This window comes from Amycolatopsis sp. Hca4 (assembly GCF_013364075.1).
Classification (GTDB): Bacteria; Actinomycetota; Actinomycetes; order Mycobacteriales; family Pseudonocardiaceae; genus Amycolatopsis.
In genome coordinates, this window is record NZ_CP054925.1 from 5,081,472 (window position 1) to 5,104,542 (window position 23,071).

The window sequence follows — 23,071 nt, forward strand, 5'->3', positions numbered from 1 at the left end:
GGGGATTTGCTCGAAATCCGACGATCGTCACGCGGCCGCACTGCTCCGTTCGGCCCATTGACCCCGCCACGGGCGGAACCTTTACTCGGACGCGTCCGGCGCAATAACACCAGTTATTCCACTGGACACACTCCTCCCCGGTCCCCGGAAAGGTTCCCCATGAGATCCCCACGTGGGCTGGCGGCGATCGCCGGCCTGGCCCTCTCCTTCGCGGTGCCGGCGATCCCGGCCGCCGCCGCTCCCGCACCTCCCGCCGCCACCCCGCCCGAGGCGCTCGCCGCCCGCGCCGCCGACCAGGCCGCCCTCAGCGGCGCCGACCGGCTCGCGAAGGGTGCCGGGGAGGCCTTCGTCCGCACCGGAGTCACCCCGGGTGGCGGCGGGCTCTACTACGCCTCCTACCAGCGCACCTACCACGGCCTGCCGGTCGTCGGCGGCGACGCGGTGGTGGTCGCCGACGGCGCCGGGAACGTCCGCGGCACCGAAGCGGCCCGCACCGCCCCGATCACCGTCGGCACGCAGGCCGCCCTCAAAGCCGAGCAGGCCACGAAGATCGCCGCGGCCAAGGTGTCCGAAGTGGACACGGACGACGCGCCGAAGCTGGTCGTGCTGGCCGGGGACGCCCCGAAGCTCGCCTACGAGGTCGTCGTGAGCGGCCGGACCAACGGCAAGCCCACCCACCTGCACGTCTTCGTCGACAGCGCGACCGGGAAGGTCCTCGACACGCGCGACGACGTCCGCGAGGCCGGCACCGGCAACTCCTACTACGCCGGCACCGTCTCGATCGACACCTCCGGTTCCGGCAGCTCGTACTCGATGACCGACCCGGGCCGCCGCGGCATCGCCTGCGGCCGCGAAGGCGGCTCGATCTTCACGAAGAGCTCCAACACCTGGGGCAACGGCTCGGGCACCGACCTGGAGACCGGCTGCGTCGACGTCCTCTACAGCGTCCAGACCGAGTGGAAGATGCTCGGCGAGTGGCTCGGCCGCACCGGCATCGACGGGGCGGGCGGCGGGTTCCGCGCCAGCGTCGGCCTCAACGACGTCAACGCCTACTGGGACGGCTCCTCGACGCACTTCGGGCACTCGCAGGACAACCAGCGCCAGGCCACGCCGATGGACGTCGTCGGGCACGAGTTCGGGCACGCGATCTTCCAGACCACGCCGGGCGGCGCGGGCTCGGGCAATGAGAACGGCGGCCTCAACGAGTCCACCGGCGACATCTTCGGCGCGCTGACCGAGTTCTACGCCAACAACCCGAAGGACACCCCGGACTTCAGCGTCGGCGAAGGCGTCAACCTCGTCGGCCGCGGCCCGATCCGCTACATGGACAACCCGTCGAAGGTCGGCGATCCGAACTGCTACTCGTCGTCGATCCCGAGCACCGAGGTGCACGCGGCCGCGGGCCCGCAGAACCACTGGTTCTACCTGCTGTCCCAGGGCAGCGCCGCCAGCCCGACCTGCAACAACTCCAGCGTCACCGGGATCGGCATCCAGAAGGCGGGCAAGATCTTCTACAACGGCCTGTTGAAGAAGACCTCGTCGTGGAACCACAAGGCGGCCCGCAAGGCCACGCTGGAAGCCGCGATCGCGCTCTTCCCCGGCAGCTGCACCGAGTTCACCGCCACCAAGGCCGCCTGGGACGCGGTGAGCGTCACGGCCGTCAGCGGGGAGCCGACCTGCAGCGGCCAGCCGCCCGCCGGCAACGACTACTCGCTGACGCTGTCGCCGACCTCGGCGACCGTCCAACCCGGACAGACCGCGACCACCACGGTGACCACCCGGATCACCTCGGGCAACGCCCAGACCGTGCAGCTCGTGGCCAGCGGCCTGCCCGAAGGCGCCAAGGCGACCATCAGCCCGGCGACCATCTCCTCCGGCGGCACGGCGACGCTGACCATCACCACCTCGGCGACCACGCCCGAGGGCACCAGCCAGGTGACGGTGACCGGTGACGGCACCGACGCCGACCACACCGCGCAGTTCTCGCTCACCGTCGGCACCGGCGGCCCGCCGCCGACCGGCTGCGACGGGCTCGCCGAGTGGGACTCCGCCAAGGCGTACGTGCCCAACGACGTCGTCGGCCACAACGGTCACAAGTGGACGTCGCTGTGGTACTCGACCGGTGCCGAGCCCGGCGCGCCCACCTCGTGGGCCGTCTGGAGCGACAGCGGCGCCTGCTGATCCCGGCCGCGCGGTGGCGGACCACGCCACCGCGCGGCCTACCCTGAACCGGTGGAAAGGCGGCCTTGGTGAGCGAGAGCGTCGGCGAACGCCTGCGTGAGCTGCGCACCGAACGCGGGCTCACGCAGCGCGAGCTGGCCGGGCCGCAGTACTCGGCGGCGTACGTGTCGTCGGTCGAGACCGGCGCGCGGACGCCGTCCGGGGACGCGCTGCGGTTCTTCGCCCAGCAGCTGGGCATCGACCCGGACGAGCTGCTGGGCGGCCGGTCCCCGCGCGAGCTGATCGAGCTGGACCTCGAGCTGATCGAGACGGCGGAACGGTTCCTGGCCGGCGACGCCCGCCGCGCGACCCCGCGGATGCAGCGGATCCGGCGGCACGCCGAGCGGCTGGACCGGCCGCGGCAGGCCGGCATCGCGCTGCTGTGGCTGGCCGGGTACTCGACCGGCGACGTCCGCACCAAGTACGTCGCCGACGCCGAAACGGCGCTCTCGGGCGAGCCGCCGCCGGTGCGGGCGATGGTCGTGCCGCTGCGCGCGGCCGTGCTGACCGCATGGGGCGAGGTGCAGTACTCGGTGCACCTGCTGGAGACCTGCCACGCCGAGCTGCTGCGCGACGGCTACCCGCAGCCGTCGATGCTGCTGACGCTGCGGGCCTGCCTGGCCGAGCGGCACCTGCGCCAGGGCGACCTGGAGCGGGCGGCCGAGTACGCCGAGTCGGCGTTGCGGCTCACCCGCGGCGGCCCGGCGGTGCTCGCCGAGCTGACCCGCAGCCACGTCGAGGTGTGCCGCAGCCACCTGGCGGCGGACCGGTTCGCCGACGCCGCCGCGTCGGTGGCCGCGGCCTACGACCTGATGCAGGAGCGGGCGCTGCACCCGGCGATGGCCTACTGCCTGCTGGCCAGGGCCCGGATCCGCGGCCGCGCGGGTGACGTCGAGGGCGCGCTGGCCGACCTCGGCGCGGCGCGGGAAACGGCGTGGCCGGATGACGTCCCGGCGATCACCGTCGAGCTCGCCGCGGAGTACCTGGCGGCGGGCCGGCTGGAGACGGCGGCGGCGCTGCTCGACCAGGTCCGCCCGGCCGTCGTCTCGGGCACGCCGCTGGCCGCGGAGCTGCGGTTGCAGCTGGGCTCGCTGGCCAGGGCCCGCGGCGACGCCCGGCGCGCGGCCGAGGACCTGCGGGCCGCCGTCGAGCTCGCCACCGGCCTCGGCGCCCGCGGGGTGCTGGTGCGCGCGCTGCGGCCGTTGAGCGAGCTGCTCGGCGAGACCGGGAAGCAGGCGGAGGCGGCGGACGTGCTGCGGGACGGGCTCATCGCGCTGGGCGCGGAAGCGGAATGAGCAACCGTTTTCCGATCCGTACCAAGGAATCCCGATGATCGAGACCGTCCGGCGTTCGGATGGTGTCGCGGACAATCCCTACGAAAGTCGTTCCGGCGCGGAACGCGGGGAGAATCCCCTGCTGCAGCGGGGTTTGTACGTTTTGATTCGATAATCCGGAACGTGGCATTGGTCCGTTCGGCGCATTGACGCCCCGATGCGCTGATCCTTTACTCGGATGCGTCCGGACGCATACCTGCAGTTAGCACCCCGGACACGTCTCCCATTCCCCCTTACCGGACCTCGATTCTGCCTTCATGGAAGGAAGACCTCGATGACCCATCGTGGGTTCAGCACGGGCTTGGCGGCCGCCGCCGGGCTCGCCATGACGCTCGCGTTACCGGTGACCCCGGCGAGCGCAGCGCCCCAGGCCCAGCCCGCCGCCCCCGAAGCGGCGGCCGCCCGCGCCGCCGACCAGGCGGCCGCCAGCGGCCTCGACGCCCTGCGCCGCGGCGCGGGCGAATCGTTCCAGCGCGTCGACCTGACCGCCGGTGGCGGTGGCCTCTTCTACGGCGCCTACCAGCGCACCTACCAGGGCCTGCGGGTCGTGGGCGGGGACGCGGTGGTCGTCGCCGACGGCGCCGGCCGCGTCCGCGGCACCAGCGCCGCGGAGACCTCGGCCATCACCGTCGGCACGCAGGCATCCCTCGACGCGGCCAAGGCCGCCGCCACCGCGCGCGCTCAACTGCCCACTGTGGACAGTGTGAGCACGCCGGAGAAGGTGGTGCTGGCCGGGGCGAGCCCGAAGCTGGCCTACGAGGTCGTCGTCGCCGGGCGCACCGCAACGGCACCGAGCAACCTGCACGTGTTCGTCGACGCGGCGACCGGTGCGGTGCTCGACAAGCGGGACGACGTGAAGACGTTCGCCTCGGGCGCCCGCACGCAGGCCCAGCCCGCCACGGTGAACGTGGCCGGCACCGGCAACAGCTACTACGTCGGCAACGTCTCCATCGACACCACGCAGTCCGGCAGCACGTACACGCTGCGTGACCCGGGCCGCACCGGCATCAGCTGCGGCCGCGAGGGCGGTTCCGTCTACAGTGGACCGGACAACAACTGGGGCAACGGCTCCGGCACCGACCTCGAGACCGGCTGCGTCGACGTCCTCTACAGCGTCCAGACCGAGTGGAAGATGCTCGCCGACTGGCTCGGCCGCAACGGCATCAACGGCAGCGGCACCGGCTACCCGGCTTCGGTGGGCCTGGCCGACGTCAACGCGTACTGGAACGGCTCGTCGACGCACTTCGGGCACTCGCAGGACAACCAGCGCCAGGCCACCTCGATGGACGTCGTCGGACACGAGTTCGGGCACGGCATCTTCCAGTTCACCCCGGGTGGCGCCGGTTCCGGCAACGAGAACGGCGGCCTGAACGAGTCGACCGGCGACATCTTCGGCGCGCTGACCGAGGCGTACGCCAACAACGCCAAGGACACCCCGGACTACGAGGTCGGCGAGGGCGTCAACCTGGTCGGCCAGGGCCCGATCCGCTACATGTACCAGCCGTCCAAGGTCGGCGACCCGAACTGCTACTCGTCGTCGATCCCGAGCACCGAGGTGCACGCGGCGGCCGGCCCGCAGAACCACTGGTTCTACCTGCTGGCCGAGGGCTCGAACCCGGGTGGCGGCAAGCCGGCCAGCCCGACCTGCAACAACTCGTCGGTCACCGGTCTCGGCATCCAGAAGGCCGGCAAGATCTTCTACAACGGCCTGCTGAAGAAGACCTCGTCGTGGAACCACAAGGCCGCCCGCAAGGCGACCCTCGAAGCCGCGATCGCGCTCTTCCCGGGCAGCTGCGTCGAGTACAACACCACCAAGGCCGCGTGGGACGCCATCTCCGTCACCACGGTCAGCGGTGAGCCGACCTCGTGCAGCGGCGGCGGGCCGGACTTCTCGGTCGCGCTGAACCCCGCTTCGGGTTCGGTGCAGCCGGGCGCCTCGGCGACCACCACCATCAGCACCGCGATCACCTCCGGCGCGGCGCAGTCGATCACGCTGTCCGCCTCGGGCCTGCCCGCCGGCGCGACCGCGACGTTCAACCCGGCCACCATCTCCTCCGGTGGCAGCTCGACGCTGACCATCGCGACTTCCGCGTCGACCCCGACCGGCACCTTCCCGATCACCATCACCGCCGACGGGGCCAGCACCGACCACACGGCGACCTACTCGCTGTCGGTCGGCACCACCGGGTCCTGCGCTCCGGTGACCAACTCGACGCGGCTGAACATCCCGGACTACCCGGCGAGCGCGGTCAGCAGCACCAGCACCGTCAGCGGCTGTGCGCGCAACGCGTCCGGCACCACGAAGGTCGAGGTGCACATCACCCACACCTACCGCGGTGACCTGGTCCTCGACCTCGTCGCACCGGACGGCACCGCCTACCGGCTGAAGAACTCCAGCAGCGACTCCACGCCGAACATCGACACCACCTACACCGTGAACGCTTCTTCGGAAGCGGCGAACGGCGCGTGGCAGCTCCGCATCCGAGACGTCGGCCCCGCCGACACCGGTTACCTGTCCTCCTGGACGTTGACCGTGTAACCCGCCCCGCCCCGTGAAGGCCGCACCCGCCAGGTGCGGCCTTCACGGCCGTTCTCCCCCAACCCCCACCGAAGGAATTCACCGCCATGAAGTGGAAGACACGACTCGGCGCCGGGGTCACCGCCCTGGCCGCCGTCCTGGGTGTGGTGACCGCGCCGGCGGCCACCGCCGCCCCCGCCACCGCGCTCGCCGCGCCGGACATCTCGCTGGCCAACATCAAGACCCACCTCAACCAGCTGCAGACCATCGCCGGCAACAACGGCGGCACGCGTTCGCCGCGCGGCGGCGGGTACGCGGCCTCGGTGTCCTATGTGGAAAACCTGCTGAAGAACGCCGGCTACACCACGAGCAGGCAGACCTGCACCAGCTGCATCGGCCAGTCGCAGAACCTGATCGCCGAGTGGCCGCAGGGTGACGCGAGCCAGGTCATCATGCTCGGCGCGCACCTCGACAGCGTGAGCGCCGGCCCCGGCATCAACGACAACGGCTCGGGCAGCGCGTCGATCCTCGAGGTCGCGCTGACGCTGGCCCGGACCAACCCGGCGATGGCCAAGCGCGTCCGGTTCGGCTGGTGGGCCGACGAGGAGTCCGGCCTGGTCGGCTCCAAGTACTACGTCAACAACCTGCCGAGCAGCGAGCGCACGAAGATCAAGACCTACCTCAACTTCGACATGATCGGCTCGAAGAACTGGGGCTACTTCGTCTACGACGACGTCGCTTCGATCAAGGCGGTCTTCGACGAGTACTTCTCCTCCATCGGCATCCAGACCGAGGGCGACAGCGAAGGCGACGGCCGGTCCGACCACGCGTCCTTCAAGAGCGCGGGCATCCCGGTCGGCGGCCTGGCCACCGGTGCCGGTGACATCAAGAGCTCGGCGCAGGCGCAGAAGTGGGGCGGCACCGCGGGTTCGCCGTTCGACAACTGCTACCACCGCGCCTGCGACACGACGGCCAACATCCCCGACACCCCGCTGGAGAAGAACTCCGACGCCATCGGGTACGCGCTCTGGAAGCTCGCCGTCGCCACGACGCAGGGCAACGACTTCTCGGTGACGCTGAACCCGACGGCCGGCACCGTCCAACCGGGACAGTCGCTCCAGGTCGCGGTGAGCACCGCGACGACGTCCGGCTCGGCGCAGTCGATCTCGCTGTCCGCCTCGGGCCTGCCCGCCGGCGCGACGGCGTCCTTCAGCCCGGCCACCGTGCAGTCCGGCGGTTCCTCGACGCTGACCATCACGACGTCGTCGAGCACCCCGACCGGGACCTTCCCGGTCACGGTGACCGCGGACGGCGCGAACGCCGACCACACGGCGGCGTTCTCGCTCGGGGTCGGCAGCTCGTCGTGCGCGCCGGTGACCAACTCGACGCGGCTCGACATCCCGGACTACCCGGGTGCCGCGGTGAACAGCACCGCGAACGTCGCGGGCTGCGCGCGCAACGCGTCCGGTACCACCAAGGTCGAGGTGCACATCACCCACACCTACCGCGGTGACCTCGTCCTCGACCTCGTCGCCCCCGACGGCACGGCGTACCGGCTGAAGAACTCCAGCAGCGACTCCACGCCGAACATCGACACCACCTACACCGTCAACGCCTCCTCCGAGGCCGCCAACGGTGCGTGGCAGCTGCGCATCCGGGACGTCGGCCCCGCCGACACCGGTTACCTGTCCTCCTGGACGCTGACCGTCTGACCGGCCGCTGTGGGGCGCCCTTCTCCGGGCGCCCCGCAGTTGTCTAGACCACCACCCGTTCGTAGGTAGTCAGCGGTTCCCCGCGGCGCTTATGTTGGGCGGACACGCCGCGTACGCCCCTCAACGACGATGGGAGCCGGTATGTCCGGTCGCTTGTTCGGAACCCTGCTGGGCGCCTTGCTGGCCGTCCCGCTGCTCGTGTCGGCCCCCGCGCAGGGGGCGGTGCAGGCCGACACGTGCGCGGTGAAGTCGCGCCCCGCGGGCAAGGTCCTCCAGGGCTACTGGGAAAACTGGGACGGTGCCGCGAACGGCGTCCACCCGGGATTGGGCTGGATCCCGATCACCGACAGCAGGATGGCCCAGCACGGCTACAACGTCATCAACGCCGCCTTCCCGGTGATCCGCTCCGACGGAACCGTGCTGTGGGAGGACGGGATGGACGCCGGCGTCAAGGTGTCCACGCCGGCCGAGATGTGCGCGGCGAAGGCCGCGGGCGCAACGATCCTGCTGTCCATCGGCGGCGCGGCCGCCGGGATCGACCTGTCCTCTTCGGCGGTGGCCGACCGGTTCGTCGCCACGGTCGTGCCCATCCTGAAGAAGTACAACTTCGACGGGATCGACATCGACATCGAGACCGGCCTGACCGGCAGCGGCAACATCAAGACGCTGTCGGCGTCGCAGAGCAACCTGACCCGCATCATCGACGGAGTGCTCGCGCAGATGCCGTCGAACTTCGGGCTCACGATGGCCCCGGAAACGGCGTACGTGACCGGCGGCAGTGTCGCCTACGGCTCGATCTGGGGCGCGTACCTGCCGATCATCAAGAAGTATGCGGACAACGGCCGCCTGTGGTGGCTGAACATGCAGTACTACAACGGCTCGATGTACGGCTGCTCCGGCGATTCCTACCAGGCCGGGACCGTGCAGGGCTTCACCGTGCAGACGAACTGCCTGAACACCGGGCTGGTGGTGCAGGGAACAACGATCCGGGTGCCGTACGACAAGCAGGTCCCGGGCCTGCCGGCCCAGCCCGGCGCGGGCGGCGGGTACATGTCGCCGAGCCTGGTTTCCCAGGCGTGGCGGTCGGTTCCGGGGCTGAAGGGCTTGATGGACTGGTCGATCAACTGGGACGGCTCGAAGGGCTGGACCTTCGGCGACAACGTCAGGTCGCTGCAGGGCCGGTGAGCGGTCGTGAGTGGTGAGGCGGGTTCCTGCCTCACCACTCACGGGTGACCAGCTCGGAACGGACGAGTTCCAGCAGCCGGCCCAGCCACTTGTCCCGCAGCAGCGCGGCCATCACCCCCCAGCCAGGCCGCCGGTCAGCCCGCCCGCCGGGGCGCCTCCTCGCCGAGGCTCCGGGCATCGATGCCCCGGGAGGTGGGGCCGAGGTCGGCTCCGCGGCGTACGCCAGCACCGCGTCCCAGCAGGGCCGGGAGGAGTCCGGCCGGTCGTTGAGCCGGTCCACCTCGTCGGCGAGCTCGCCGATCACCAGCTCCGGATTCAGCCGCGACTCCGGTGCCAGCACCGTTCCCGTTGCCGTGCCGTCGATGATCGGTGAGGCACCCACACCGAAGGGCGGGGCTGTCCGGCGAGGCTAGCGGCTGATCAGGAATCGCCCGCGGGGATCGGGTCGTTGTACTCGCCCGGGGGGCCCGCGTACTCGCGCCCTCCGGGGTCCGGGAATGGCCACGGGTTCGGGACGCAGCCGTGCAACCCGAGCGTCTGCTGCTCCATCACCGGCGCCGGGCGGCCCGGGCCGGGGCACAGCTCGTGGCCCTGGCCGAGCCGGTGGCCGGTCTCGTGGGTGACCATGTACTGGCGGTAGACCTCGAGCGGGGCGCCGTAGCCCGGCACGGCGTTGGCCCAGCGGGCGACGTTGAGCACGACGTTGCTGCCGTTGCGGCAGGAGGTGTAGCTGTCCGGCGTGCCGCCGCACAGCTTGTCGCGGCTGGCCGGCGTCGCCAAGTAAACGGTGAAGTCGGCGCTGTCGGCCGGGCCGACCTGCTGCAGGCGCCACTGGCCGCCCGCGGTCCAGCCGCGGGGGTCGCCGAGGATGGTGCGGATGTCCTTGGCGAAGCCGGCGGGGCCGACGCCGTCGATGTCGGTCTCGACGGCGATCCGGTAGCGCATCAGCCGCCCCGCCTGCCCGGCGACCTCGTCTGTGCCGGGGACGAACATCCACTGACCCGAGCCGGTGCGCGGAAAGGTGATGACGGGCGCGCTCTGCACCACGGGCTCCCGCTCGGCAGGCGGCGGCGGAACGGAGGTGGCGTCCCCGATGGCGGTGAGGACCGGCCCGGCCGCGGGCGCGGCGACCGGCTGTCTTTCCCCGCCGCAGCCGCTCACCGCCAGGGCGAGCACGGCCACCGCCGCGGCTCGTCTCGCGGTTTTCGGCATGGGTCCTCCCGGGGTGCGCGGCTTCAGAAGGACATACGGGCCGCGGCCGGGAAAAGTTGCGGTGACCTGCGGTCGCGGAGCATCACCGCAGGTCGGCACCCACAGGTGTGACGACGACCACAGAACTCAGCCCAGGAACTTGCGCAGCACCTCGGTGACCTGCCGGATCTCCGCCGTCCGGACGTTCTCCTGCTTCGTGTGCGCCAACGTCGGGTTGCCCGGGCCGAAGTTGACCGCCGGCATGCCGCGGGCCGCGAAGCGCGCGACGTCCGTCCAGCCCAGCTTGGCCGCCGCGCGGCCGCCCGCCGCGGCCACCAGTTCCGCCGCCGCCGGGGCGGACAGGCCCGGCAGCGCGCCCGGCGAAAGGTCCACAACGGACAGTTCGAACCCGGCGAACACCTCGCGCAGGTGCCGCTCGGCCGCCGCCGGGTCGCGGTCCGGGGCGAAGCGGTGGTTCACCGTCAGCACCGCCGCGTCCGGAACCACGTTGCCCGCGACGCCGCCGCTGATCGCCGTCGCCTGGAGGCCTTCGCGGTAGGTCAGGCCGTCGATGTCGACGATCCGCGGCGTGTACTCCGCCAGCCGCCGCAGCGGCTCGGCCAGCGCGTGGATCGCGTTCTCCCCCATCCACGCCCGCGCGGTGTGCGCCCGGGTGCCCGAAAGCCGCAGCTCGACGCGCATGGTGCCCTGGCAGCCAGCCTCGATCACGCCGTTCGACGGCTCGCCGACGATCGCCAGGTCACCGGCCAGCCACTCGGGCAGCTCGCGCTCGATCCGGCCGAGGCCGTTCTTGACCGCTTCGACCTCTTCGTTGTCGTAGAAGACGAAGGTGACGTCGTGCTTCGGCGACGGCAGCGTGGCCGCCAGGTGCAGGAAGACCGCGTCGCCGCCCTTCATGTCGACCGTGCCGAGGCCGTGCAGGATCTCCTCGTCGCCGCGGCCTTCGCGCCGCGAGGGCAGGTTGCCGTTCTCCGGCACGGTGTCCAGGTGGCCGGCGAGCACGACCCGCGACTCGCGGCCGAGGTTCGTCCGCGCGAGCACGGCGTCGCCGTTGCGGACGACCTCGAGGTGCGGCGCCTGCTTCTCCAGCGCTTCCTGCACCGCCGTCGCGAGTTCCGCTTCGGCGCCGGACACGCTGAAGACGTCCACCAGCGCTGCGGTCAGGTCCACCGGATCGGCGTGCAGGTCGAGGCTCATGACCCGCACGCTACCGTGGGGGTGTGCCCAAGTTCCCGGTCGCCGTCGGCGGCGCGTTGCTGGTCCTGGTCCTGGCGGGCTGCGGGAACGAGGCGGGCCCGACGCCGCCGCGCCAAGGCGGCGAGCCCGGCCCGGACGCGCTGCCCACCAAGCTCGACGCGCTGACCGTCGACCAGTGCTACGCCAGCCCGCGCACCCAGCTGCCGAAGGGCTGCGAGAAGTACGTCACGGAGGTCGGGAACGTGCCGGGCGCGGCCCGCAAGCGCGCGGACGACCGCGACCCGCAGCTGACCGCCGAGGCCGCGAAGCTGGACCAGGCGGTCGGGGAGTTCCGGAGCGCGGGCTGCACCACCGTCCCGGCCGCGGGCGGCCCGTGCTCGCAGGCGCTGGTCGACATCGCCGCCGCCCTCTCGGGCCTGAAGAAGCAGGTAGACGCGCGGCCCACGGGTGGTTGATCCGCGTCACTCCACTACGGTGAGGGTCGTGAGCGAGCAGAGCCCGAACCCCGAAACGACCGGCGCCAGCGGCGTCGGGCTGGCCACCGTCACCCCCGACGGGACGGTCCTCGACACCTGGTACCCGCACCCGAAGCTGACCGAAGGCGGCACCGGCGGCACCGAGCGGCTGAGCACCGAAGAGGCCACCGAGCTGCTCGGCGAGGCCGCCGTGGCGCTGCTCGGCCCGGACACCGACCGCGGGGTCGAGGTCGTCGCCGTCCGCACCACGATCGCCCGGCTGGCCGACGCGCCCGCGGACACCCACGACATGTACCTGCGGCTGCACCTGCTCTCGCACCGGCTGGTCCGTCCGCACGGCCTGAACCTCGACGGCATGTTCGGCCTGCTCGCGAACGTCGTGTGGACCAACCACGGCCCCTGCCCGGTCGAGGGCTTCGAGACCACCCGGCTGCGGCTGCGATCGCGCGGCACGGTGACCGTCTACAGCGTCGACAAGTTCCCGCGGATGGTCGACTACGTCATGCCGTCGGGCGTGCGGATCGGCGACGCCGACCGGGTCCGGCTCGGCGCGCACCTGGCCTCCGGCACGACGGTGATGCACGAGGGCTTCGTCAACTTCAACGCCGGCACGCTCGGCGCGTCGATGGTCGAGGGCCGGATCTCGGCCGGTGTGGTCGTCGGCGACGGCTCGGACGTCGGCGGCGGCGCGTCGATCATGGGCACGCTCTCCGGCGGCGGCAAGGAGACGATCTCCCTGGGCGAGCGCTGCCTGATCGGCGCGAACGGCGGCGTCGGGATCTCGCTGGGGACGACACGGTCGTCGAGGCGGGCCTCTACGTGACGGCCGGCACGAAGGTCGTCGTCGAGGGCAAGGTCGTCAAGGCCCGCGAGCTCAACGGCATTTCGGGCGCGGTGTTCCGCCGCAACTCGGCGACGGGCGCGGTCGAGGTCGTGCCGCGCACCGGCGTCGGCGTCGAGCTGAACGCGGCACTGCACGCCAACGACTGAGGTCGGTTGTTCACCTACCATTCATGAGGTGGCCACCGAATCGCTGCACCGCACCCTCGCCGAGCTGGGCCTGCCGGACGCACCCGTCGAAGCGCGTCCGGCCGATCCGGCGGTCCACCACGTGCGGGCCAAGCTGGACCGCGAGATCCGCGCGCTGCTGGCCCACGAACCGGGCACCCGCTCCGGCGCGGACCCGGAGGACCTGCACCAGATGCGCGTCGCGCTCCGGCGGATGCGCAGCGTGCTGAAGCTCTCCGGCCGCCTGGTCGGGGCCGGCGCCGAGCCGGTGCGCGCGGAGCTGGGCTGGCTCGGCCAGTCCCTCGGCGAGGTGCGCGACTACGACGTGCTGATCGGGCACCTGCGTGAGGTCATCGCCGACTTCGAGGTCCGCGACCAGGCCCCGGGCCACCGCCTGGTGTCGAAGTTCGTCAGCGAGCGCGCCGCGGCGAAGCGGCGCCTGACGCGGGCGCTGTCGAGCGCCCGGTACTCGACGTTGCTGCGTGAGGTGAGCCTGCTGACGCGGGCGGAAGCGGCGCCGGAAGAGGTGCCGCACAACCTGGTGACCGGGCTGGCGAAGCCGCACCGCAAGCTGGCGAAGGCGGTCGGCGCCCTCCCCGCCGACCCACCCGACGACGACCTGCACGCCCTGCGCATCCACGGCAAGAAGCTGCGCTACGCGGCCGAGCTGGCCCAGACGTCGGCGAAGAAGAAGCAGGCGGCGAAGATCAAGGAGCTGCTGAAGGCGACGAAGGACTTCCAGACGGTGCTGGGCGACCACCAGGACGCGGTGGTCGCGGCCGAGCGGATGCGCGCGGTCATCGAGTCGGTGGACGGCCCGATGGGGTTCGTGGCGGGCCGCATCGCCGAGCGCGAGCTGGCCCGCCGCGCCGAGGCCCGCGCGGTCTGGCGCTCATCGTGGAAGGCGGTCGACGCCGCCGCCAAAGCCCTCCACGCCTGAGCTCAGGACATCGACCAGACGTACCCGTCCGGCCGGATCACCACCCGCCGCCCGCCGTCGGCCTCGTAGGCCGCGTACGCGTGGCCACCCTCGTCCACCAGGTCCGCTCCGGTCGCCACGCTGCCCGACGGCAAGATCCGGTGGCCGTGCTCGCCCGGAGCGCCGTCACCGAAGACCAGCTCGGTCGCGTGCGGGCCGCGGAACAGCTCGAACAGCCGCACGCGCTTGCCGTTCGCGTCCACCAGCGGCGCGTCCGGCGCCCGGTCCCCCGGCCGCAGCTCCCCCGTGCCCGCCGGTGACAGCGGGCCGCCGCGGTAGGTGATGTCCAGCTGCTGCGTGTCCTCCCCGCGCCGGTGGGCGTCGTCGTCGCCGTCGACGTACTTCTGCAGCAGGCCCGCCGAGACCCCCAGCACCCGGGCCGCGACCGTGCGGCGCTCGATCTCGTAGCTGTCCAGCAGCTCCGGTGCGCCGTCCGCGAGCTTCCAGCCCAGGTTGTAGCCGTCCTGGATGCCGGTGTTCAGCCCCTGGCCGCCCGTCGGCGGGTGGACGTGCGCCGCATCGCCGGCCAGGAACACCCGGCCCTCGCGGAAGCTCGCCGCCAGTCGGATGTTCGGCCGCCACACCGTCGACCAGGCCAGGTCGGACAGCTTGACCTGGCCGCCGCTGAGCGCGTCGAGCCGGGCCTGGACCGCGGGCAACGCCGTCTCGACGTCCGTCTCGCCTTCGCCGAGGGCGGCACCGAACTGGAAGTGCGGCGTGCCCGGCAGCGGGCTGAACATCATGCCGCTCATCGGCTCGTCCGGCGTCGCGAACCAGTGGCCGTAGCTGCGGTCGAGCCCCTCGGCCACGACGTCGCCGAGCAGCATCCGGATCGACTCGTCCGTGGTGCCCTCGAACGCGATGCCCAGCGTCTTGCGCACGAAGCTCTTGCCGCCGTCCGCACCGACCAGGTACTCCGCGCGAACCGTCTCGCCCGTGCTCAGCGTCGCGGTGACGCCGTCGGCGTCCTGCTCGAAGCCGGTCAGCGCGGTGTCCAGCTCGACGCGCACGCCGAACTCGGCCAGCCGGTCGCGCAGGATGCCCTCGGTCTGCGACTGGCCGAGGAACCAGCCGGTCGGGTACGGCCGCGACGGCGTCGGCTCGACCGGGTCGAACATCACCCGCTCGCCGACCACCTCGCCGCCGAGGTGGATCTTCATCGGCACCGGGGCCATGCCCGCGGCCAGCACCGCGTCGAGCACGCCCAGGTCCTCGAACACCTCCAGCGTGCGCGGCTGCATCCCGTCGCCGCGCGAGCCGACGAAGTACTCCGAAGACTTGTCGATGATCCGCACCGCGACGTCCCGCCGCGCCAGCTCGATGGCCAGCGTCAGCCCGGTCGGCCCGGCTCCGGCGATCAGCACGCGAGTGTCCATGTCGTCCTCCCAGTGAATCGTGATTCAGTGAATCTGGATTCAGCATTACGCTGATAGCGTCCCGTGTCAAGGGAGGTGGCGATGACGGCGACGAGCCGGAAGGAAAAGGCCGCGGAGACCGAGGCCGCGCTCAAGGCCGCGGCCAAGCGCGTCTTCGCCCGCAAGGGCTACCTGAACACGAAGATCACCGACATCACCGCCGAGGCGGGCCGGGCCGCGGGGTCGTTCTACAACCACTTCGCGGGCAAGGAGGAGCTGCTCGAAGCGCTGATGGCCGACATCGCGGCCTCCGGCGACCAGAGCGCCGACAGCGAAGACCACCTGGCCGACTTCAGCAGCCCCGAGGCGGTGCGCTGGCACGTCAAGCAGTACTGGGAGTTCTACCGCGACAACGCCGCAACCATGCTGGCCCTGCGCCAGGCGGCGATGGTCAGCGAGTCGTTCGCACGCACGCTGGCCCAGTTCGGCGCGTCCCAGGCCGCCGACCTCGACGACCACCTCGCGTACATCACCCGAGCCGGCCTGCGGCTGCCGACGTCCCCGGACCGCTGCGGAATGTTGATCTACAACCTGGTGGACGCGTTCGCGGCAACGTGGCTGCACGGTGTGCCGAACGGGTGGACCCCGCCGACGGACGAAGAGGCGGTCGAGCTGCTTACCCGGTTCGCCTACCGGGGCCTCACCGGCCGGGACTACTGAGTCAGCCCCCTCCGGCCACGGCGCTGATCACCCGGGGAGCGCCCGGCTGATCGAGCCGACCGGCGCTCGGCCACCAGCAGCGCCACGACGCCTTAGTCCACTTTGAAGCGGGCCGATCTCACCGGCCGGGACTACTGACCGGGCTCCGGCCAGTGGTCGACGACTTCGACGTGTCGCAGCCCGGCGGATTCGGCGATGTGCCGGAACCAGGCGGCGCACTCGGGCACCGTGTCGATCAGCCGGGCCGCCTCCTCGGCTTCGGCCCGGCTGCGCCACAGCACGATGTCGAGCCAACCGCCGTCGTCTTCCCTGGTCAGGTACGCGGCGAGGCAGCCGGGGAACCGGCGGCGCATCGCCTCGACCATCGCCGGGCGCTCCGCCACCAGCTGCGCCACGGCGCCTTCCGCCACCTTGAAGCGGGCCAGTTCGATCGTCATGGTCACGCCGGCACCGTAGCCGGGGGCACCGACGATTCCGGGACCGCTCAGCCCGCGGTCAGCCGCTCCACGGCGGTGTCCACGCGCTCGTCCGTCGCGGTCAGCGCGACGCGCACGTGCTGGCCGCCCTTCGGGCCGTAGAAGGTTCCAGGCGCGACCAGGATCCCCCGCTCGGCCAGCCACGCGACCGTCGCGGCCGCGTCCTCGTCACGGGTGGCCCAGAGGTAGAGCCCCGCTTCGGAGTGGTCGATGCGGAAGCCGTTGTCCAGCAGCGCCTTCCGCAGGACGAGCCGGCGGCGGGCGTAGCGCTCGCGCTGGATCTCCAGTGCTTCGTCGTCGGTCAGCGCGGCGACCATCGCCTCCTGGACCGGGCGCGGCACGATCATGCCCGCGTGCTTGCGGACCTCCAGCAGCTGCCTGATCAGCCGCGGGTCGCCGGTCAGGAACCCGGCGCGGTAGCTGGCCAGGTTCGCCGACTTCGACAGCGAGTGCACCGCGATCAGCCCGTCGGTCCGGCCGTCGCAGACGTCCGGGTGCAGCACCGAGCGCGGCTCGCTCTCCCAGCCGAGCGCCAGGTAGCACTCGTCGGAGACCACGACGACGTCCCGCTCGCGCGCCCACGCGACGACCTTGCGCAGGTGCTCGGCCGGGAGCACCTGGCCGGTCGGGTTGGACGGCGAGTTCAGCCAGAGCATCGCCGGTTTCTGCGGGCCGAGCGCGAGCGTGCTGTCGGCCCGCAGGATCGACGCGCCGGCCAGCAGCGCGCCGACCTCGTACGTCGGGTAGGCCAGCTCCGGGATGACGACGACGTCGCCGGGACCGAAGCCGAGCAGCCGCGGCAGCCAGGCCACGGCCTCCTTGGACCCGATCGTCGGCAGCACGGCGTCCGGCTCGATGCCGTCCACACCGTGCCGCCGCGAAAGCGCTCCCCGCGCGGCTTCCCGGAGGGCCGGGATGCCGTGGGTCGTCGGGTACCCGGGGATCTCGGAGACCGACGCGAGCGCCGCGCGGATGCCGTCCGGGACCGGGTCGACCGGCGTGCCGATGGAGAGGTCGACGACCCCGCCGGGATGCGCCTGCGCCGTGGCCTTGACCTCGGCGAGCGAATCCCAGGGGAAGTCGGGCAGTGCGATCCGGTTCATTCGCCCTGCGGGGGCAGCGCCTTGATGAAGGCCGGGTCGTGCGCGGTCTTGCCCACCTTGGACGCGCCGCCGGGCGAGCCCAGCTCGTCGAAGAAGTCGACGTTCGCCTTGGTGTAGTCCGACCAGTTGTCCGGGACGTCGTCCTCGTAGTAGATCGCCTCGACCGGGCACACCGGCTCGCAGGCGCCGCAGTCGACGCACTCGTCCGGGTGGATGTACAGCATCCGCTCGCCCTCGTAGATGCAGTCCACGGGGCACTCGTCGATACACGCCTTGTCGAGCACGTCGACGCAGGGCTCGGCGATCACGTAGGTCACTGCGCACTCCTGCTTTTCTCTGCAAACAGCCAGTCGGTGCCGACATTACGCGGCGACGGCACCCGTTCGGTCGGTGAGGCAAGCCTTAGCCATACTCCGGGTACGGGCTCACCTCTGGCGGCGGCGCGGGGGCGGGGTCGCCCGTGCGTCGCCGGTGATGACGAAGCGCGGCTTCGGGGCTTCGTCTTCGGTCTTCTTCTCCCCCACTGCTCGGTTGAACCCTTCGGCGATCTCGTCGACCAGCTTCTCGTTGTGCCGCTCGTCCTTGCGCTGGATACCCACGACCCGCCTCCTGCCGAAATCCGCTCCCGCGACTTTCACCGCCTCCGTCACAATCTAGCGGTGAACGCCGCCGAGAAGCTGGAAATCACGTGCAGCAAAGCATGGCCACCCCTGGTCGAGGATCCCTTGGGTGAGTGGCGACTGCGCTGGGCCGACGGCTTCACCGGGCGCGCCAACAGCGCACTCGCCGTCGGCGACCCGCATCGCCCCCTCGGCGAGGCCCTGCGCGCGGTGTGTGATTTCGCCCACGACCGGGCGATCCCGGCCATGGTGCAGGTGGTCAGGGACAGCCCGAACGAGCGCGCGATCGCCGCGGCGGGCTGGGTGCCGGCCACCGGGCACGGAGCAGGCCACGAGGTCGTCGTCCTGACCGCTCCGCTGCACCCGGCGCCGGCCACCCCGGGCGTCACCGTGCGCGACGAGCCGCCGCCGGGCTGGTGGGAGCTGGTGGTGCGGCCCGGCGAGGACTCGCCCGCCGCCCGGCAGGTGCTGACCGGCGGCAAGGTCGGCTACGGCGCTGCGACGGCCGGCGGCACCCTCGCCGGGGTCGTCCGCGGGGCTGTGGTCGAGGACTGGCTGCACGTCGGCAGGCTCGAGGTCGCCCCGGTGTTCCGCCGCCGCGGGCTGGCGTCCGCGCTGATGGGCGCGGTGCGGACGTGGGGTGCGGAACACGGGGCCGTCCACTCGGTGTTGCAGGTCGCGGAGGGGAACACGGGCGCGCTCGCGCTCTACGCGGGACTCGGCTACGTCCCGCGCCACAGATACCGGTACTGGGTGCCTGCACCCGGCTCGTGCGAGGATTCGACGTCGTGAAGATCGTGGTAGTGGTCGGCGGAGTGGGCGGGGCCCGCTTCCTGCTGGGTGTCAAGGCGGCTCTGGGCATGGCCCCGGAAGGTGCCTCCGAGTCCGAGCACGAGGTGACGGCGCTGGTCAACACCGGCGACGACGTCTGGATGCACGGGCTGCGGATCTGTCCCGACCTGGACACCTGCATGTACACCCTCGGCGGTGGCATCGACAAGGAACGCGGGTGGGGGCACTCGGGCGAGACCTGGGTGGTCAAGGAGGAGCTGGCCGCCTACGGCGCCGACCCCGACTGGTTCGGGCTCGGCGACAAGGACATCGCCACCCACCTGATCCGGTCGCGGATGCTGCGCGCGGGCTACCCGCTCTCGGCCGTGACCGAGGCACTGTGCGACCGCTGGCAGCCGGGCGTCCGGCTGCTGCCCATGTCGGACGACCGCGTCGAGACGCACGTCGTGATCGACGACCCGGAGCAGGACGGCCAGCAGAAGGCCATCCACTTCCAGGAGTGGTGGGTGCGCTACCGCGCCGAGCCGAAGGCCCACTCGATCGTCGCGGTCGGGGCCGACGAGGCCAAGCCGGCGCCGGGCGTGCTCGAGGCGATCAAGGACGCGGACGCGGTGCTGTTCGCGCCTTCGAACCCGGTGGTCTCGGTGGGCACCGTGCTCGGCGTGCCGGGCGTGCGCGACGCGCTGCGCAAGACGTCCGCGGGCGTGGTCGGGGTGTCGCCGATCATCGGCGGCAAGGCGCTGCGCGGGATGGCCGACGCGTGCCTCGACGCGATCGGCGTCGAGACGTCGGCCGAAGCGGTGGGCCGGCACTACGGCTCGCGCAAGGCCGACGGCGTGCTCGACGGCTGGCTGATCGCCGAAGGCGAGACGGCCGACGTGCCGGGCGTGACCGTCCGCGACGTCCCGCTGCTGATGTCCGATGTGGACGCGACCGCGGCGATGGCCCGCGCCGCCCTGGAACTGGCCGGAGCCCCCGTTGAGTGACCACGCCTCCCCCAAGCTGGAGATCCTGCCCGTCACCGGCCTGCCGGAGTTCCGCCCCGGCGACGACCTGACCGGCGCGATCGTGGCCGCCGCGCCCTGGCTGCGCTCCGGCGACGTCCTGGTCGTGACCAGCAAGATCGTCTCCAAGACCGAGGGCAGGCTGATCCGCGTGCCGTCGGACCCCGAAGCCCGCGACGCCGAACGCCGGAAGCTCGTCGAGCAGGAGGCCGTGCGGGTGGTCGCGCGGATCGCGCGGACCGTGATCACCCAGAACCACCTGGGGATCGTGCAGGCCGCGTCCGGCATCGACGCGTCCAATGTGGCCGGTGACGAGGTGGCGCTGCTGCCCGCCGACCCGGACGCTTCGGCGCTGGCGCTGCGCAACGGGCTGCGGGAACGCCTCGGCGTGGAGGTCGCCGTCGTCGTCACCGACACGATGGGCCGCGCCTGGCGGGTCGGGCAGACCGACGCCGCGATCGGCTCGTCCGGGCTGCGCGTGCTGCACGCCTACCGCGGTGAGGTCGACGGGCAGGGCAACGAGCTGGCCGTCACCGAGGTCGCCGTCGCCGACGAGCTCGCCGCGGCCGCCGACCTGGTCAAGGGCAAGCTCGGCGGGACGCCGGTGGCGGTCGTGCGCGGCCTGCTCATCGAGGACGACGGCTCGACCGCCCGTGACCTGGTCCGCCCGCTGGAGGAGGACCTGTTCCGGCTCGGCACCGAAGAGGCGATCGCGCAGGGCCGGCGGGAAGCCGTCCCGTCGCGGCGTTCGGTGCGGCAGTTCGCGGACGAGCCGGTGGACCCGGCCGCGCTGCGGCGGGCGGTGGGTTCGGCGCTGACCGCGCCCGCGCCGCACCACACGCACCCGGTGCGGTTCGTCTGGCTGCGCGACGGCGGAACGCGCAAGCAGCTCCTGGACGCGATGCGCGAGTCGTGGCGGGCGGACCTGGCGGGCGACGAGTTCACCGAGGAGCAGATCGCGAAGCGGCTCAGCCGCGGCGACATCCTGTACCGGGCCCCGGAGGTGGTGATCCCGTTCCTCGTCCCGGACGGCGCGCACACCTACCGCGACGCCCGCCGCAACGACTGCGAGAAGACGATGTTCACCGTGGCCGCCGGGGCCGCGGTCCAGGGCCTGCTGGTCGCGCTGGCGGCCGAGGGGCTGGGCTCGTGCTGGATCGGGTCGACGATCTTCGCCGCGGACCTCGTCCGGGACGTCCTCGGCCTGGACGAACGCTGGCAGCCGCTCGGTTCGGTGGCGATCGGCGTCCCCCTGGAACCGCCGGCCCCGCGGGGCCCGGTTTCGCCGGGCGAAGGGCTGTTGGAGCTGTGAGCCTGCACGCGGACGCCGTCTCGGTGCTTTCGTCGTGGCGGCCCGAGGTCGCTTCGCAGGAATCGCTGCGGCAGGCGTTCCTCGGGTTCCTGGCCGCCCGCGAGGACGCGTGTCAGAGGTCCTGCGCGGCCGGGCACCTGACGGCGTCGGCGGTGGTGCTGGACCACACGGGCACGCGGGTGCTGCTCACGCTGCACCCGCGGGTCGGCCGCTGGCTGCAGCTCGGCGGGCACTGCGAGCCGTCGGACGCGTCACTCGCCGGGGCGGCGCTGCGGGAGGCCACCGAGGAGTCCGGGATGGCCGGGCTGCGTCTTTCGCCGGAGCCGGTGCACCTGGACGTCCACCCGATCACGTGCTCGCTCGGCGTGCCCACCCGCCACTTCGACGTCCGGTTCGCGGTGCACGCGCCCCCGGGTGCGTCGCCGGTGCGCAGCGACGAGTCCGACGACCTGCGGTGGTGGCCCGTGGACGCGCTGCCGGAGGGGTCGGAGGATCTCGCCGATCTGGTGAAAGCCGCCGTTCCTGTCGGTGCCGGGCGATAACCTGGTCCGCGGACAGGGAGGGACCACATGGCTACACAGTTCCCGGAGCGGGTGCACTACCACTCCGGCGGCGGCGGTGACACCGGCGTGTTCGGGTACGTCGTGCTCGGGCTCATCGTGCTGGGGATCATCGTGTTCGTCATCGCGGTGATCGTGCGGGTGTCGAAGATGCGCCGTGAGGAGGCGATGAAGCGGAACTTCCCGAACGCGGGTTTCCCGCCGCAGCAGGGGTTCGCGCCGCCGCCGTCTCCGGGGTTCCCGGCTTCGCAGGGCTTTGCTCAGCCGGGGTTCGCGCCGCCGGGGTACCCGCCGCCGTCGCAGGGATTCCCGCAGCAGCAGCCGGGGTACCCGCCGTCGCCGCAGCAGTACGCGCCGCAGGGGCCGTCGTTCCCGCAGCAACAGCAGCAGCTGCCGGGGCCGGGAGCGGGTCCGCAGAGCTGGTGATCATCCCCTTCGAGAGCGGTTCGCCGGTCCCGCCGTTCGAGCAGGTCCGGTCGGGGCTGGCGACCCGGATCAACGACCGCAGCCTGGCGGTGGGCACGAAGCTCCCCACGGTCCGGCAGCTGGCGGCCGACCTCGGCATCGCGCCGAACACGGTGGCCAGGGCGTACCGGGAGCTGGAGGAGGCGGGCCTGATCGAAACCCGAGGCCGCGCGGGCAGCTTCGTGGCGGCGGCGGGCGACCAGACCCGCCGCCGAGCCCAGCAGGCGGCGGCGGAGTACGCGAAGACGACCCGTAAGCTCGGCCTGGCCGACGCCGAGGCACTGTCGATCGTCCGCGCGGCACTCGACGAGGGGAACGGCTGATGCTGAGCGTCCTGACGCTGCTGATCCTGCTGGTGGTGATCGCCGGCATCGTCGGAGTGGTGCTGCTGGTGGTGAACGGGAACAAGCCGAAGCAGCCGCCTTATCCGCCGCAGTACCCGGGGTACCAGCAGCCGGGTTACCCGCCGCAGCAAGGGTTTCCGGGGCACCAGGGGTTTCCGGGGCAGCAGCCGCCGGGGTATCCGCCGCAACAGGGATTCGCGGGGCCGCAGCAGGGTTTCGGCGGGCCGCAGGACGGATTCGGCGGGCCGCAGGGCTACCCCGGGCAGCAGCCGCCCGGATTCCCGGGACAGCAGCCGCCGTACCCGCCGCCGGGTGGTTACCCGCAGCAGTAGGCCCCGAAGGGGCCGCGCTTCACCCACATGGGAGCTCGCGCCCCGCGGCAGCAACGCTGCGAACCACTGGGCGCGCCGACGCCCGGAAGCGCTCCGCGCCGCGGCACCCGCAACCCAAGCGCCTCAGCAACCACTCAGCCGCCCCGC

The 23,071-nt window shown here is 72.1% G+C and carries 23 protein-coding genes and 1 pseudogene; 16 read left to right on the forward strand and 8 right to left on the reverse strand.

What is annotated here, in order from left to right:
• Positions 1-159: 159 nt before the first annotated feature.
• The 5 genes from HUT10_RS22175 (at position 160) to HUT10_RS22195 (ending at position 8,969) form a co-directional block, all read left to right on the forward strand.
• Positions 160-2,181: a M4 family metallopeptidase gene (locus HUT10_RS22175; protein ID WP_176172987.1), complete on the forward strand. Its 2,022-nt coding sequence runs from the start codon at positions 160-162 to the stop codon at positions 2,179-2,181.
• A 68-nt stretch (positions 2,182-2,249) separates the two neighbouring features.
• Positions 2,250-3,515 (forward strand): helix-turn-helix domain-containing protein, encoded by a 1,266-nt coding sequence (locus HUT10_RS22180; protein ID WP_176172988.1) that lies wholly within the window; start codon positions 2,250-2,252, stop codon positions 3,513-3,515.
• A gap of 313 nt (positions 3,516-3,828) precedes the next feature.
• Positions 3,829-6,093 carry a M4 family metallopeptidase gene (locus HUT10_RS22185; protein WP_176172989.1) on the forward strand — a complete coding sequence of 755 codons (2,265 nt, stop codon included), beginning with the start codon at positions 3,829-3,831 and terminating at the stop codon, positions 6,091-6,093.
• Between the two features lie 86 nt (positions 6,094-6,179).
• Complete coding sequence (locus tag HUT10_RS22190) at positions 6,180-7,784, forward strand: M28 family metallopeptidase (RefSeq protein ID WP_176172990.1); 1,605 nt, start codon at positions 6,180-6,182, stop codon at positions 7,782-7,784.
• 141 nt (positions 7,785-7,925) lie between these two features.
• Entirely contained in the window at positions 7,926-8,969 is a 1,044-nt protein-coding gene (locus tag HUT10_RS22195) for a chitinase (protein ID WP_176172991.1), read from the forward strand.
• A gap of 31 nt (positions 8,970-9,000) precedes the next feature.
• Here HUT10_RS22195 and HUT10_RS22200 read toward each other — a convergent pair whose 3' ends face one another.
• The 3 genes from HUT10_RS22200 to dapE all read right to left on the reverse strand — a co-directional run bounded on the left by HUT10_RS22200 (position 9,001) and on the right by dapE (position 11,378).
• Positions 9,001-9,351 carry a hypothetical protein gene (locus tag HUT10_RS22200; RefSeq protein WP_176172992.1) on the reverse strand — a complete coding sequence of 117 codons (351 nt, stop codon included), beginning with the start codon at positions 9,349-9,351 and terminating at the stop codon, positions 9,001-9,003.
• A gap of 38 nt (positions 9,352-9,389) precedes the next feature.
• Positions 9,390-10,181, reverse strand: a complete 792-nt coding sequence (locus HUT10_RS22205) for a DUF3152 domain-containing protein (RefSeq protein ID WP_176172993.1) — start codon at positions 10,179-10,181, stop codon at positions 9,390-9,392.
• 126 nt (positions 10,182-10,307) lie between these two features.
• The gene (gene dapE / locus HUT10_RS22210; RefSeq protein ID WP_176172994.1) at positions 10,308-11,378 is read right to left on the reverse strand and encodes a succinyl-diaminopimelate desuccinylase; all 1,071 of its coding nucleotides are present in this window, start codon (positions 11,376-11,378) and stop codon (positions 10,308-10,310) included.
• A 23-nt stretch (positions 11,379-11,401) separates the two neighbouring features.
• Between dapE and HUT10_RS22215 the strand changes: the two genes are divergently transcribed.
• The 3 genes and pseudogenes from HUT10_RS22215 to HUT10_RS22225 all read left to right on the forward strand — a co-directional run bounded on the left by HUT10_RS22215 (position 11,402) and on the right by HUT10_RS22225 (position 13,802).
• Positions 11,402-11,833 carry a hypothetical protein gene (locus tag HUT10_RS22215; RefSeq protein ID WP_176172995.1) on the forward strand — a complete coding sequence of 144 codons (432 nt, stop codon included), beginning with the start codon at positions 11,402-11,404 and terminating at the stop codon, positions 11,831-11,833.
• 28 nt (positions 11,834-11,861) lie between these two features.
• Positions 11,862-12,844, forward strand: a pseudogene (gene dapD, locus HUT10_RS22220) (2,3,4,5-tetrahydropyridine-2,6-dicarboxylate N-succinyltransferase).
• Positions 12,845-12,872: 28 nt separating this feature from the next.
• A complete protein-coding gene (locus HUT10_RS22225; protein ID WP_176172996.1) occupies positions 12,873-13,802 on the forward strand; it encodes a CHAD domain-containing protein in 930 nt (309 codons plus the stop codon).
• 2 nt (positions 13,803-13,804) lie between these two features.
• On the opposite strand, the gene HUT10_RS22230 is transcribed toward HUT10_RS22225, so the two are convergent.
• Positions 13,805-15,217 (reverse strand): FAD-dependent monooxygenase, encoded by a 1,413-nt coding sequence (locus HUT10_RS22230; protein WP_176172997.1) that lies wholly within the window; start codon positions 15,215-15,217, stop codon positions 13,805-13,807.
• Positions 15,218-15,298: 81 nt separating this feature from the next.
• Between HUT10_RS22230 and HUT10_RS22235 the strand changes: the two genes are divergently transcribed.
• Complete coding sequence (locus HUT10_RS22235) at positions 15,299-15,916, forward strand: TetR/AcrR family transcriptional regulator (protein WP_176172998.1); 618 nt, start codon at positions 15,299-15,301, stop codon at positions 15,914-15,916.
• A 131-nt stretch (positions 15,917-16,047) separates the two neighbouring features.
• On the opposite strand, the gene HUT10_RS22240 is transcribed toward HUT10_RS22235, so the two are convergent.
• The 4 genes from HUT10_RS22240 to HUT10_RS22255 all read right to left on the reverse strand — a co-directional run bounded on the left by HUT10_RS22240 (position 16,048) and on the right by HUT10_RS22255 (position 18,094).
• Entirely contained in the window at positions 16,048-16,353 is a 306-nt protein-coding gene (locus HUT10_RS22240; RefSeq protein ID WP_254897482.1) for an antibiotic biosynthesis monooxygenase, read from the reverse strand.
• Positions 16,354-16,400: 47 nt separating this feature from the next.
• The gene (dapC, locus tag HUT10_RS22245) at positions 16,401-17,495 is read right to left on the reverse strand and encodes a succinyldiaminopimelate transaminase (RefSeq protein WP_176173000.1); all 1,095 of its coding nucleotides are present in this window, start codon (positions 17,493-17,495) and stop codon (positions 16,401-16,403) included.
• Positions 17,492-17,812, reverse strand: a complete 321-nt coding sequence (fdxA, locus tag HUT10_RS22250) for a ferredoxin (RefSeq protein ID WP_003083029.1) — start codon at positions 17,810-17,812, stop codon at positions 17,492-17,494. The genes dapC and fdxA overlap by 4 nt, the downstream gene beginning before the upstream one ends.
• A 108-nt stretch (positions 17,813-17,920) precedes the next feature.
• A complete protein-coding gene (locus HUT10_RS22255; RefSeq protein WP_093948723.1) occupies positions 17,921-18,094 on the reverse strand; it encodes a hypothetical protein in 174 nt (57 codons plus the stop codon).
• Between the two features lie 60 nt (positions 18,095-18,154).
• On the opposite strand from HUT10_RS22255, the gene HUT10_RS22260 reads away from it, so the two are divergent.
• Genes HUT10_RS22260 through HUT10_RS22290 form a run of 7 tightly spaced genes read left to right on the forward strand, consistent with a single transcriptional unit; the run spans position 18,155 to position 22,924 of the window.
• On the forward strand, positions 18,155-18,907 hold the full coding sequence (locus HUT10_RS22260; RefSeq protein ID WP_176173001.1) for an N-acetyltransferase: 753 nt from the start codon (positions 18,155-18,157) through the stop codon (positions 18,905-18,907).
• Positions 18,904-19,893 (forward strand): 2-phospho-L-lactate transferase, encoded by a 990-nt coding sequence (cofD, locus tag HUT10_RS22265; RefSeq protein WP_176173002.1) that lies wholly within the window; start codon positions 18,904-18,906, stop codon positions 19,891-19,893. The genes HUT10_RS22260 and cofD overlap by 4 nt, the downstream gene beginning before the upstream one ends.
• Positions 19,829-21,223 (forward strand): coenzyme F420-0:L-glutamate ligase, encoded by a 1,395-nt coding sequence (locus tag HUT10_RS22270; protein ID WP_176173003.1) that lies wholly within the window; start codon positions 19,829-19,831, stop codon positions 21,221-21,223. Before cofD ends, HUT10_RS22270 begins: the two co-directional genes overlap by 65 nt.
• Positions 21,220-21,765, forward strand: coding sequence for an NUDIX hydrolase (locus tag HUT10_RS22275; RefSeq protein WP_176173004.1), 546 nt, complete (start codon positions 21,220-21,222; stop codon positions 21,763-21,765). The genes HUT10_RS22270 and HUT10_RS22275 overlap by 4 nt, the downstream gene beginning before the upstream one ends.
• 27 nt (positions 21,766-21,792) lie before the next feature.
• On the forward strand, positions 21,793-22,209 hold the full coding sequence (locus tag HUT10_RS22280) for a hypothetical protein (protein ID WP_176173005.1): 417 nt from the start codon (positions 21,793-21,795) through the stop codon (positions 22,207-22,209).
• Complete coding sequence (locus tag HUT10_RS22285) at positions 22,206-22,571, forward strand: GntR family transcriptional regulator (RefSeq protein ID WP_176173006.1); 366 nt, start codon at positions 22,206-22,208, stop codon at positions 22,569-22,571. Before HUT10_RS22280 ends, HUT10_RS22285 begins: the two co-directional genes overlap by 4 nt.
• Positions 22,571-22,924 carry a hypothetical protein gene (locus HUT10_RS22290; RefSeq protein WP_176173007.1) on the forward strand — a complete coding sequence of 118 codons (354 nt, stop codon included), beginning with the start codon at positions 22,571-22,573 and terminating at the stop codon, positions 22,922-22,924. The genes HUT10_RS22285 and HUT10_RS22290 overlap by 1 nt, the downstream gene beginning before the upstream one ends.
• Positions 22,925-23,071 lie beyond the last annotated feature (147 nt).